The organism is Streptococcus sp. F0442 (assembly GCF_000314795.2).
Lineage (GTDB): Bacteria > Bacillota > Bacilli > Lactobacillales > Streptococcaceae > Streptococcus.
Genome location: NZ_KB373315.1, coordinates 445,342 through 458,434, shown reverse-complemented (window position 1 = coordinate 458,434; position 13,093 = coordinate 445,342). Strand labels below are relative to the sequence as shown.

Annotated in this window: 8 protein-coding genes; all 8 read right to left on the bottom strand. The window is 42.3% G+C overall.

The window, feature by feature from the left end; genetic code table 11:
• Positions 1 to 44 precede the first annotated feature (44 nt).
• The 8 genes from HMPREF9186_RS08690 to HMPREF9186_RS08655 all read right to left on the bottom strand — a co-directional run bounded on the left by HMPREF9186_RS08690 (position 45) and on the right by HMPREF9186_RS08655 (position 12,943).
• The gene (locus HMPREF9186_RS08690; protein ID WP_009732316.1) at positions 45 to 302 is read right to left on the bottom strand and encodes a DUF896 family protein; all 258 of its coding nucleotides are present in this window, start codon (positions 300 to 302) and stop codon (positions 45 to 47) included.
• A 33-nt stretch (positions 303 to 335) separates the two neighbouring features.
• Positions 336 to 2,372 (bottom strand): glycine--tRNA ligase subunit beta, encoded by a 2,037-nt coding sequence (glyS, locus tag HMPREF9186_RS08685; RefSeq protein WP_009732315.1) that lies wholly within the window; start codon positions 2,370 to 2,372, stop codon positions 336 to 338.
• A 283-nt stretch (positions 2,373 to 2,655) separates the two neighbouring features.
• Positions 2,656 to 3,573 carry a glycine--tRNA ligase subunit alpha gene (gene glyQ, locus HMPREF9186_RS08680; RefSeq protein WP_000038760.1) on the bottom strand — a complete coding sequence of 306 codons (918 nt, stop codon included), beginning with the start codon at positions 3,571 to 3,573 and terminating at the stop codon, positions 2,656 to 2,658.
• 508 nt (positions 3,574 to 4,081) lie between these two features.
• Positions 4,082 to 8,500: a S8 family serine peptidase gene (locus tag HMPREF9186_RS08675; protein WP_009732314.1), complete on the bottom strand. Its 4,419-nt coding sequence runs from the start codon at positions 8,498 to 8,500 to the stop codon at positions 4,082 to 4,084.
• Between the two features lie 263 nt (positions 8,501 to 8,763).
• The gene (locus HMPREF9186_RS08670; protein WP_009732313.1) at positions 8,764 to 9,606 is read right to left on the bottom strand and encodes an aldo/keto reductase; all 843 of its coding nucleotides are present in this window, start codon (positions 9,604 to 9,606) and stop codon (positions 8,764 to 8,766) included.
• Positions 9,603 to 9,821 carry a hypothetical protein gene (locus tag HMPREF9186_RS08665; RefSeq protein WP_009732312.1) on the bottom strand — a complete coding sequence of 73 codons (219 nt, stop codon included), beginning with the start codon at positions 9,819 to 9,821 and terminating at the stop codon, positions 9,603 to 9,605. The genes HMPREF9186_RS08670 and HMPREF9186_RS08665 overlap by 4 nt, the downstream gene beginning before the upstream one ends.
• Before the next feature lie 177 nt (positions 9,822 to 9,998).
• Positions 9,999 to 11,156 (bottom strand): N-acetylglucosamine-6-phosphate deacetylase, encoded by a 1,158-nt coding sequence (gene nagA / locus HMPREF9186_RS08660; protein WP_009732311.1) that lies wholly within the window; start codon positions 11,154 to 11,156, stop codon positions 9,999 to 10,001.
• Between the two features lie 155 nt (positions 11,157 to 11,311).
• Positions 11,312 to 12,943 (bottom strand): Na/Pi cotransporter family protein, encoded by a 1,632-nt coding sequence (locus HMPREF9186_RS08655; protein ID WP_009732310.1) that lies wholly within the window; start codon positions 12,941 to 12,943, stop codon positions 11,312 to 11,314.
• Between the last annotated feature and the right edge of the window lie 150 nt (positions 12,944 to 13,093).

The window sequence follows — 13,093 nt, the reverse complement described above, 5'->3', positions numbered from 1 at the left end:
ATATATAGAAAAGCCTACTGGAGTCTCCTCCAGCAGGCTTTTGATTATGATTCAGGATCATCAAGGCTACGGCCATGCAAGCCTTTTTCTCGTTGGACTTGACGTAGTTTTTCAGGTGTCACATCGTTACCTTCTTCGTCAACCACTTTAATTCCTTCGATGTGGTGACGAACTGAGCGACGATAACCCTCAATGTATTCTTCACGAAGTTTTGCTTGTTCTACCGCTTCTTCTGGTGTCAAGCCTTCTGTTTTTTTCTTTTTGGCAAGCTCATTGATACGAGCAATTTTTTCAGGTGTCATAATAAGACCTACTTTCTACCTGTCAACAGGTACTTATTTTGTGTTCAATTGATTAAAGGCTGCAACAGCTTTGGCTTTAGCCACAAGACCCGAAAGAAGGGCCAAACGGTTGTTTTTAACAGCCTCATCTTCTGCCATAACCATGGTATTGTCAAAGAAGGCATCGATGACTGGGCTAAGAGCAAAGAGCTGAGCCAATTTGTCACTAGCTGAACCAGTCAATTCTAATTCTTCAATCGCCTTAGCAAGGGCCTTTTCTTGATCATTTTCAAAGAGACTAGCATCGACTGCTACTGAAGCATCTGCTTTTTCAGCCAAGTTGAAGGCACGTGAGAGGGATTCAACAGCTGCCTTGTAACCATCCGTCTTAGCAGCTTCTGAGAGAGCATCTGCTGCTTCAAGCATATCTGCTACGACAAAGTTTGAACCAGCAAGAACAGCTTCTTTGATATCTTTTGGTGTACGTCCCATCATCTTGTCCACACGCGCTTTGATGAAGTTGAGCACTTCTGCTTGATTGTCATAAGAAAGACTATCAAATGAAAGGGCGTAAAGTCTGTCGATCAACTCATCCATAGGGATGTGCCAACCAAAGGCATCCAAGATACGAACAATTCCTTGTGTTGCACGACGAAGCGCATAAGGGTCGTTTGAACCTGATGGAATCAAGCCAACAGAGAAGAAGGAAAGGAGGGTATCTAATTTATCTGCAAGCGCAAGGATAGCACCAACCTTAGTCTCTGGAAGAGCGCCGTCTGCTGCATCAGGAAGGTAATGCTCACGGATAGCTGTCGCAACCGCAGCATCCTCACCAGCAAGGAGGGCGTATTTTTCACCCATGATTCCTTGCAATTCATCGAACTCTCCGACCATACCCGTCAAGAGGTCAAATTTATAGATTTCAGCTGCACGAACCACAGCTACCTTTTCTTCAGCAGTCAAACCAGCTTGCTCAGCTAGTGACGCTGCAATGACACCAGCACGGGCCATGTGTTCTGAGAGAGAACCGATTTTTTCATGGAAAGTCACGTGTGCCAATTTAGCAACGAGGTCTTCAATCTTAAGCTTTTGGTCTTCACGCCAGAAGAATTCACCATCTTCAAGACGGGCCACCAGGACTTTTTCATTTCCTCGGATAACATTTTCCAAGTGCTCAGCGTTCCCATTCCGGACGGAAATGAAATTTGGTTTCAGCTGACCATCAAGGTCACGTACGACAAAGTAACGTTGGTGGGTTTCCATTGAGGTCACCAAGACTTCTTCTGGAACGTCCAAATATTTAGTGTCAAAGCTTCCCATAAAGGCTGTAGGGTATTCCACCAAGTTCAAGACTTCATTTAGAAGTCCTTCTTCGATTTGGACTTGAACACCTTGTTCTGATTCGATAGCCTTGATTTGCTCACGAATCATGTTTTCACGCTCTTTGCTGTCGGCAATCACGTAAACCGTACGAAGGTCTTCTTCATAAGAGTCTGCATTGGTGATTTCCACTTCGTGACCGAGGAAACGGTGGCCACGGCTCACACGGCCTGACTTGATATCCAAGAAATCAAGGTCAAGCGCTTCGTCGCCCAAAAGAACGGTCAAGGTGTGAACTGGGCGAATGTATTCAAAGCTGTTGTTAGCCCAGTGCATGCTGACAGGGAAAGTCAATGAAGCAAGCACTTCTGGAACGCCAGCCAAAACTTCTTTGGCAGGTTTTCCAGCTTCGTGTTTCGTCACGTAAACGTACTCTTCCCCTTTGACTTCACGGAATTCAATGTCATCAACGGTCAAGCCTTTTCCACGGACAAATCCTTGGGCTGCTTTTGAGAAGTTCCGATCTGCATCCAAGGCGATTTTTTTAGAAGGTCCTTTAAAATCTTCAGTCAAATCCGATTGTTGATCAGCCAAACCAAGTACACGAACTGCCAAACGGCGTGGTGTTGAGAAGGTTTGAATGCTTTCGTATGAAAGACGGTTGTCATCCAAGAAGGCTGCCATTTTCTCACCCAGTTGTTTTTCACTTGGTGTGACAACGTAGGCTGGCAACTCTTCAAGTCCAAGTTCTACTAGTAAGTTTTTTGTCATGTTTTTTCCTTTACAAAATTCTTCTTTTTGATAGGCACCTTAGGTACTGAGGACGTTGCTAACTAACTTTGTGAGGCTGTGAGGAAATCTTCTGTCTCCTCGACAGCTATTTCCAACAGTCTCATCAAAGTGGATTTAGCCAACTGATTTTTGAACCTCACGTTTCAAAAATCCCCATATACCAGTACGGCGGTGCCTATCCCTTTAGCAAGTCTCCGACTTGCCTCTGGGTTCCATATGGGCTCACTTTGTTCGCCCCTTTTCCATTCTTGTAACTCTTTTTTTATTCTTCCTCTTCTGCTAGGAGTTTTGCGCGTGTGGCTTCGTCGAGAAGTGGGTATCCGAGTTTTTTGCGTTCTGCGACGAAGGTTTTAGCAACGACACGGGCCAAGTTACGGATGCGTGCAATGTAACCAGCACGTTCTGTAACGGATACAGCTCCACGAGCATCAAGCAAGTTGAAGGTATGTGAACATTTCAAAACGTAGTCATAGGCTGGGTGTACAAGACCCAATTCCAAAGCACGTCCAGCTTCTTTTTCAAACTTTTCAAAGTTTTCAAGAAGCATATCTTGGTCAGAAACTTCAAAGCTGTATTTTGAATGCTCATATTCTGGTTGAAGGAAGATTTCTCCGTATTTAACACCTGGAGCCCACTCAATATCGTAAACGGAGTCTACTTCTTGGATATAAGAAGCTAAGCGTTCCAATCCGTAGGTAACCTCAGCGGTAACAGGACCAGTTGCCAAACCACCGACTTGTTGGAAGTAGGTGAATTGCGTGATTTCCATACCATCAAGCCACACTTCCCATCCAAGACCTGCTGAACCAGTTGATGGGTTTTCCCAGTTATCTTCAACGAAGCGGATATCGTGTTCCAATGGATTGATCCCCAATTTTTCCAATGACTCAAGGTAAAGCTCCTGGATGTTTGATGGGGATGGTTTCATAACCACTTGGAATTGGTGGTGTTGGTAAAGACGGTTTGGGTTTTCCCCGTAACGACCGTCCGCTGGACGACGTGATGGCTCTACATAAGCCGCATTCCATGGCTCAGGACCAATGGCACGAAGGAAGGTATATGGGCTCATGGTTCCCGCACCCTTCTCATTATCATAAGCCTGCATCAGCATACAACCCTGGTCATTCCAGTATTGTTGCAAAGTCAAAATAATTTCTTGGAAGGTTAATTTTTTAGACATCTTCTTCTCCTTTTTATAAATTCTTGCGACACGAGTCTGCCTCGTCGATCATACGAGGCAAGACGAGTTAGTACTGCGTCTAGCTCAGGCAGCCTAGTGCTGAGCGTGGGGCAGTCCGACTGAAAGGAGGTCTCTGCCACTGACGCAGTGGAAAGTCAATTTTTTAGACATGTTTTACTCCTTTTTCTATATGATTGAGCCCGACTCAGAACACAAAAAGAACCGTGTCTCTGCTCCTAAGTCAAGTGACCTAGGGGCGTCAAAAACGCGGTTCCACCCTAATTTATTACTTCATTATATGTTACTGTACTCAGCTTTTTACTGAGAGAAAGCGCCGATGCCCACTTTGTTCTACTTGGCTTTCACTATCCCAAGCTCGCTAGAAAAACGCCATAAGCTCTTCTTTCTTGACTAGTATTATAGCAGATTTCTACATACTTGTAAATAAAAATCCGTATGAAACAATTGTTTCATACGGATTTTAGGCTAACAAACAATTTTATTTGGATTAGGGACGTCTTGCAGCTTTTGGTTTTTTCCCATGAAGTTTTTTCTTGGCATTTTTCAAAGCTGTCAAAGCATCTTTTACATCTTGCTGACTTGCTCCTGGATTTGAAAGAATGGTTTGTGCATCCTTAAAGGCTACTAGGTAAGCTTCTTTTTCTTCATTTCCAGCATAGATGAATTTAGCATTCTTTTCTTGGAACTTCAATTCTTCCTTGATGTATTTTTCAAGGCTTGAAAAATCAGTTGCTTTCCCATTTAATTTTCCTTCCGCACGGCTCAACTCAGCAAGCGCTTGATTGATTTGTTCTTGTTTCACAGTTGGATCTACTGCAAGTAAAGCCACTGTTTGGAAGGCACGATCGTAGTCCCGACGTACTTTTTCTTTTGCATTGGCATACCGTCCAGTTTTAGTTGTAGCATCGTAAGCCTGCATCGCTTCTTTCAAAGCTGCAACATTTGAGTCTTTGCCATCCAAAGCTTGACTGGCAGCTTCAAGACCAGCCACTACCTGGTTGACTTGCTCTTGACTGACCTTATTGGTCAAGGCTGCTTGAGCAGCTTGCAAGGCTTGATCATAGGCTTCTTTCTTATCGGCACTCGCATTGAAGTAGTGAGCTGTCTTGATAACATCCGCTTGGTTGTTTAAGGCAGCTAAGAGATCCACTTTTGAGATCACTCCAAGACGGTAAACATTGTTTCGACCTGCAACAACTGTAATCACCGGCGCTTCCTCAGCCAATTCATAACCTGTCGGAAGGGTTGCAACTAAAGTATATTGACCGGTTGCTACTGATTTACCAAAGCCATTCTTACCATACTTTTCAGCAGGCAATACAAAGTTTTCCCCCTCTGCACCTTTCAATACGAGAGTAGCAGCTTTTGAAACTGGTTGATCAAAGCGAATGCTGACTGGTGCGTATTCCAAGGTGTTGGCAAGGAATGCGATCGTTTGGAAACTATTCTCTTCTGTCAAATCGAACTCTTGCGTCAAGCTGCTGACAAATTTCACTTCGGTACGATCATAGGTAAAGATTTCTGCAATATAATGGCCAAAGTTCAAGAAGTTGATATCTTTTGTTTTATCAACTGATACATATTGACCATTGCTATCCTTAATACGATAGACGTACATGGTGTCCAAATCTTTGTTGGTCTTAGCATCACGCACTGCAATTTGAACCCGACCACTATTTTGATCCCGTACCAAATCAGCTAATGAAATGTAATCCACGTTGCCTGCAAAATCTTCTACATAATAGTATATATTCTTCTTCTCGATGTTTTCAGGAAGATCGAAGCTACCATCCTCATTAGCCTTAATGACATGATAATTTTCTAGAGCACGCGTACCATTCTTGTCTTCACTGGTTTGGACCATCGTTCCTTGATCATCAAATGGTGTGACATAAACTAGTTTTTCTGTCAAGATACCGCCTTCACCAACATCTTTGGATTTACGTGCTACAAACTGTTGTGCTCCGTCTTTAAAGCGAATATATCCAGATGTAATCACTGGTTTTTGAGTATCGACCCGAACCTTGAAGGTCGTTGATTGCTCTTCAGCTCCTGGAACCATTGGGGTATAACGGATGACATAATCATATAAACCGTCTGCTACCGCATTTCCATTGGCATCGCTACCAGACCAAGTAGTATTGTCTAGCGTGTAGCTTCGTGGGTTCTTGGTATTCCCATCAAAATAGTTCTTACGATGGTCAGATGGCGTACCTTCCCAAATTGGATGTAGATGCTCAGTATCACTTGCTGCGTAGACACTTGCACGAAGGTTTTCAATATTTCGAAGAGCGACTGTCTTGTATTCGACGAAATCTTTATTTCCATCTTCATTTGGTGAAATGGCAATGCGAACATTTCCGTTTTCATCTAGTTGAAGGGTGTGAGTCCCTTCCGCATTTTCTTCAATACCAAGGACTGTCATCCGACGACCATCTCGTTTTCCTTGAGTGAGAAGGAAGTCATTTTGCTGAGTGACGAGCGCAGAAACATTGGCACTCGATGAGATATTTAAATCTTTTGGAATATGGTAGTAGAATCCATCTTTTCCTTCGCGAACCAAATCATAGACCGGCTTTTCAACTGCGGGAAGATTTTGGAATTCTCCCTTGAAGCCCATAAATGGTATGCTGACCACATCTCCATCATCTGCTGGATCAACAAAGCGAACAAACCCTTCAAGGAAATAGCCGTTTGGCATTTCTTTGCTCAATTCTTCTGTGAATTTACTTGTGTCGACTTTCACCGTAACTGTTTCAGAACTATGTGCTTTCACAGTCACTTCTGGCCAAGCAGTTTCTGTTAATTTACGTGGGCGAAGAGTAAATTTACCATCTTTCACTTCATCTGTGTCTGTATTGACCAGCATCTTCAAGGTACGATCAGTATCTGAAATATTGTGAACTGTAACATCAAATGTAAAGCTATCTCCAACATTTCCAAGAGTGACACTTGGGTAATTGTTTTCACCAGTGACATACAAGTCTGTTGATACGGAAGCTGCCGTATCGACCACCCCTGCTCCCTGTTGACGAGGAGAAGTATAAGCACCCGTTTCTTTATTAACATGTGGTTTAGCCGTAGACATGATCAAGGCTTTCACTGTTTCAGAAACTTGTTCTGGAGTTAATTCTGGGTGATGCTTCACAAGGTATTCTTTGACCAAGGCGGCGACACCTGCCACGTGAGGAGAAGCCATACTTGTACCACTCAAATCTCCGTAGGTATTGTCATTCAAAGAAGAGAAGATATTGCCCCCAGGTGCTGTTACATCTGGTTTCAACTGACCGTCTGTTGTGACTCCCCAGCTTGAGAAATCTGACAATTGATCCGCCTCTGGAGATGGGCGATTGGCCATGGTATTGTTGAAGACAATTTTGTAGGATCCTGCTTTAAGAGCTTCCCCATAACGTTTTGAAATGAAGACCGATGGGATTTTTTTTGCATCCCCATCGATAGACATACCAAGATTAGAACCATCCACATTATTGTAGACCAAAGCTCCTGCAGCACCATGATGGAATGCATTGGCAATTTTTTCTGAGAATGGAATTTCCCCACGTTGGATAAGGGCTAATTTACCAGTAAGGTCTAGATCTTTGAAATCATCCTCTTTCCCAAGTCCAACAGATACATATTCATACTCTTTGCCTTTTTCAAAGTCAGCATCTGCAGCAGATTTACTGTAATCAAACTTTCCATTATCTGCTTCCGCATGACCTTCCAAGCCTTTAACTTCAAAAACTTCTGTTGTAATGATTTTGTTATTGATGGAGGCAACAGAGATAGAGTCCTCTACTGTTGAAGGATTTCCAACCAAGCCATAGTCCGGATTTTCAGCTGCTGGTCTTGAATAACCGTTCCCAAAAGTATTGCTATTTCCGGCGGAGATTAAGACAGATACACCTTTGGCACGCGCCCGTTTGATGGCATCAACAATATCTGAATCAGCATTGACCGTAGAACCAGTAGACGAGCCAAGACTCATATTGATGGTATCTGCACCGAGAGCCACCGCATCATCAATTGCTTTTACATAAAGTGCAGACCCAGTTGTTTTTTGCCGATCGGAGAAGACACGCATGAACATGACTTGTGCTTCTGGTGCTACACCATAGATTTTTTTACCATTTCCTGCTTCTTTTTCAGGATTCCCCGCTGCAATCCCGGTAACATGCATCCCGTGAGAATCTCTTTCAGCTTCTTTTATATTATCGGTACCATCAAAGTAATCATAGGCATAGACGACTTTATCATTGTACCATTTCCCATAATCAATTCCTGCTGCTTTCTTGGCTGCTTCCAATTCTTCTTGATTTTTGAACTTGGCTTTTGAAGAATCGGTAATACGAAGAACCTCATGGTTGACATCCAAACCAGAATCAATCACGGCAACTACCATTCCTTCACCTTTATAACCTTGGTTCCAGGTTTGTGGAACAGTAATAATCTCGTTGCTTTCAATGCTTTGAGGTTTTTCAGCTCCATTACGGCGCTCACTTGTTTCAGAGCTTGTCGGAGTAGCCACTGCTGTAGCTTTTTCTACCGGTTTAACTGTCTCTTCCGTATTTGTTTGTGGAGCAGCTGTTCCCTCTTTAGGAGCCTCTATTTTTTCAAGAACAGTAGCCTCTTTGCTAATAGCTTCTTTTTCCGTAATAGCAGTTTCTTTAGAAACCTCTACTTTTTCACTAGTGACTGTATTCGCAGTTTCTGCAACTTGTAACTCTTGTTTTTCAGCTGGTGGCTGTTGAATAGGTGCTACAAGTTGTGTTTCAGTCCTCGTTTGGCCCGTTGCTTGTTCATCTGCACTCGCTTGTGCAGTTCCAAATACCAAAACAGCCCCTAATAAAACTGAGGCTACACCAAATTTGTATTTTCTTAATGAAAAACGCTCTTGTTTATTCATAGAAACTCCCCTTTTATTTTAATAGTAACTATTATAGCGCAAAATTGTCTGAAAATTCGATCAAACCTGAATTGTAACACAAATGTAACATTTACGAACGTTACTAATTATTAATTTATTTTCGTTCGATAAAAGGAAGATATGTGTAGAAATTTATTATAGAACGTCTGTTTTTGTTAGTGTTTTAAAACTATTTAATGGTTAAAAATATTTAAAAACCGAGAACAAAGGTGTCCTCGGTTTTTATAAGTAGAACTTTTCTCTTAAAAATCTTTACTATCTGGATCTGGTGCACCTGCTTCTACTGGAAGATTTCGAAGCTGCTCCAAATCTTCTTTGGTCAACTCAAAACCAAAACAGTCTAGATTGCTCGCAATTCGCTCTGGGGTAACTGATTTCGGCAATGGGAGAAAACCTTCTTGTAAACTCCATGCTAGGGCCAATTGAGCGACGGTCTTGCCATATTTAGCAGCCATTTCTTTTACTTGTTCATTTTGGAACAATTCTCCTTGGCCAAAAGGTCCCCAAGCTTCTAGTAAAATGCCGTGCTTACGACTCGCTGCAATGGCTTCCGTTTGATAGACTCCAGGTGCCAGACGAATTTGATTCACTGCTGGGATAACCCGTGCAGTTTCAAGGAGTGCTTCCAAATGATGAGGCAGAAAATTGCTAACACCAATAGCCCGAACCTTGCCGGCAGTTAACATATCTTCCATAGCTCGCCAAACCTCGGCGTTCCGTGCTTTCCAAGCATCATTTTCTCGAAGCGGTTTTGGATTCGGCCAGTGAATCAAATAGAGGTCTACATAATCCAAGCCAAGTTTCTCAAGAGATTCTCCCAAAGCAGCTTGGGCGTCGTCATAGGTGTGATGACTATTCCAAAGTTTGGTGGTAATAAACAAGTCTTCGCGCGCAAGCCCACTGTCTTTAATGGCACGCCCCACACTCTCTTCGTTTTGATAAATCGCAGCTGTATCAATATGACGATAGCCCGCCTTCAAAGCAGCTAGGACAGCCTGATAAGCTTCTTCTCCATCTGCTGCTTTCCACGTTCCAAACCCTAATACAGGAATCTCCACCCCATTATTTAAACGATAATTGTTCATTTTTTCTTTCCTTTCTTCGATTTCGATTTTTTAGGCCCTCGAAGTTTAAGCTCTGGCTTAAAAATATTCTTCTTGGTTGGCTCCATCTTCTTGCTGTAAAAACTATAGAGTAAAAATGCTCCTCCAACGATCACAATAAAGATATTTTTTCTCACCAGACCATAGAGCAAGAAAAAAATTCCCATCAATAAAAAACGTATATCAATTGCCTTCATAAGCTACCTCACATTTCAATTCCCATTATAGCATGAAAAGACAGCATTCACAAAATTGCACTACCTTTGGTTAACAAAAAGACCCTACATCCTGTTTAAAACCTAAGAACACGTCACAAAAACCTCTCCAGGTATGACCTAGAGAGGTTTTTGTTCTATCTTTGATTTTTTGATAATCTAGTTGGTAGCTTGGTAACGTTTGACCCCATCGAGATAGGTCGCAACTAGTTCTAAATCCTTATCTAGAACAATAAAGTCAGCATCGTAACCTTCCCGAATTTGACCACAAACATCGTCAATATGAACTGATTTTGCTGGATTAAGACTGGCCATCATCACAGCTTCATGAGGATTGGCAATCCCCCACTCTACCACATTTTTTACTCCTTCTTTCAATTTCAAGATTGATCCAGCTAGATTTCCACTTGATTTCAAGCGAGCAGTCCCTTCAGCAACCACGACTGGGAATTCCCCAAGCATGTAGTCCCCATCTTCTAAGCCACCTGCTGTCATACAATCCGTAATCAAGGCGACATTTTCTTTTCCTTTTTGTTTCATGAGGATATCACAAGCTAGTGGATCCACATGGTGTCCATCACAGATCAACTCTGCTGTGGTATGAGGCAACTCATACATTGCCCCCACCATACCGAGTTCACGGTGGGTCAACCCTCGCATACCATTGTAGGCATGTACCCAGACACTCGCACCCGCGTCAACTGCTTTTTTAGCCTCTTCAAAAGTAGCATTGGAATGCCCTAGTGCAACGGTCACTCCTTCGCTCGTAATGGTCCGAACAAAGTCTTCTACTCCTTCACGCTCAGGAGCAAGCGCAATCTTATTCAGAAGACCATTGGCAGCCTTTTGCCAAGCTCGGAATTCTTTCATACTTGGATCCTTCATGTAAGCAGGGTTTTGGGCTCCCTTGTATTTTTCTGTAAAATAAGGTCCTTCAAAATAAATACCGCGAATCTTGGCCCCTGTAGCTTCTTTGTATCGTGCACCGATATTTTCAGTGACTGCTAAAAGTTGTTCATAAGAGGACGTCAACGTCGTAGGTAAAAAGCTAGTAACCCCTGTGCTCAAAAGTCCTTCGCTCATCGTATGCAAGGTCCCTTCGATATTGTTATCCATGACATCTACTCCTCCAAAGCCGTGAATATGGGTATCCACCAAGCCAGGTGCAATGCTATAACCGGAATAATCCAATACATCCGCATCTTCTGGTAGGCTTTCCACATGTTTTCCAAATTTACCATTTATCAGCTCCAAATAGCCTCCACGGCGAACCCCATGTGGATAATAAAATTGATCTGCTTTAATATATGTAGACATAGTCTTGTCCTTTCCATTGTTGGAACGAGGGTTCCATTTATATTCATACATATTATAACGCTTTCAATTGTATTTGTAAATGGTATAGACCTATTTTTGAGCGGAATAAAAAATAAAAACAGAGTAAGCTTTCTACTTACCCTGTGGATTTCTCATTAAATTTGCTCAATTTGTACTTTTTCGGCGAGATTCATGGCATGGTCTGCAACACGTGTATAGTGAGAAATAATATCAATAAAGTTCACTCCGGCTTGTGGCGTACATTCGCCATTATTCAAGCGACGAATATGGGTTTTCCGAAGTCTCTTCTCCAGTTTTTCAATCGCGTCGTGACGTGCTACCAATTGATTTGCAAGGCTGATATCATTATTCTCAACCGCTTTTAAGGCATCCTCTACGAACTGACGGGTTTGATTGTATATATCCTCCAATTCAGCCAAGGCTGCTTCTGAAAAAACAACTTTCTTACGAATCAAATAATCCGCCAGATTGATCAAGGCTTCCGCATGATCGCCAATCCGCTCTAAATCTCGTGAAGAATCCAAGATATTGGTCAGAATTTCACTCTCTCTTGGACTCAAGGCTTCACTTGACAAGCGAATTAAGTAGCGTGTCAAATCCTCATCAATGGTATTAATCGCTTCTTCTGTCTTGTGTCCCTTTTCGGCAGTTTTTTCATTTTGATGAACAATATAATCATAAGAGAGGCTAAAGGCTTTATCCGCATAGCCACCTAAATGAAGTAACTCTTTTTTCGCATTTCCAAGGGCAATCGAAGGTGCTTGAGTGATCAAATTTTCATCCAAGTAAAGGGGTTCATATTTGACGACTTCATCTTCACCAGGAATCAACTTGGTTACAAAGTAAGCCAAAGCTCCAATGAATGGGAATTGAATAATGGTGTTGGTTATATTAAAGGTTCCGTGAGCAAAGGCTATGGTCATTTCTGGGGATAAATGAAGAGTCGTTTCAAACCATTGAATCAAAGAGGTAAACGGAACAAGGAAGACAAGACAGATAATGGTTCCGATAACATTAAAGGCTACATGGGCACCTGCCACACGTTTGGCCGCAATATTAGCTCCCAAGGAAGCAATGATAGCTGTAATGGTCGTTCCGATATTATCACCAAAGAGAACTGGGAGGGCACCTTTCAGGTCAATCAAATGACTAGCATATAGATTTTGCAAGATACCAATGGTTGCAGAAGAGGCCTGAATCAAAAGTGTTAAGCCTGATCCGACAAAGACACCCAAGATAGGACTTTTACTTAACTGCACCATATAGTCACGAAAGACTTGCAAATCTTTAAGAGGTTCCATAGCCCCACTCATCAAGTTGAGGGCAAAGAAGATACCACCGACACCAAAAACGATTCGTCCAACATTATTAACCAAACGATTTTTGGTAAAGAAGAGACAAACCGCTCCGATAAAGAGCATGGGAAGAGCGTAGTCTCCTAATTTAAAACCAATGATAAAGGAGGTAATAGTCGTTCCAATATTGGCCCCCATAACAATACCAATAGCTTGACGGAGGGTTAGAAGTCCTGCACTCACCAGACCGACCGTAATCACTGTAACCCCTGAACTCGACTGAATCAAGGCAGTCATCCCAATCCCTACTAGAACCCCTAGAAAGGGATTACTCGTATATTTATCAATATAGTATCGAAGTCGATCTCCTGCAGCCTGTTGCAAGCCTTCTCCCATGGTTTTAATACTATAGAGAAAGAGCCCCAGGCCTCCCAAAAAGTTAAATACAATTTCCTGCCAGTTAATCGACATGTTCATTCCTCCAATTATGAGATCAGAAATAAAACTCCTCTCTTATTGTAAAGGATAATTTCCAATCACACAAGAGATTTCTGTAAATTTCTTTTATTTTTTGAAATCGTTTTCTCTTTCCTTCTGTTTTACTTGATTAAAGGGCCAAGA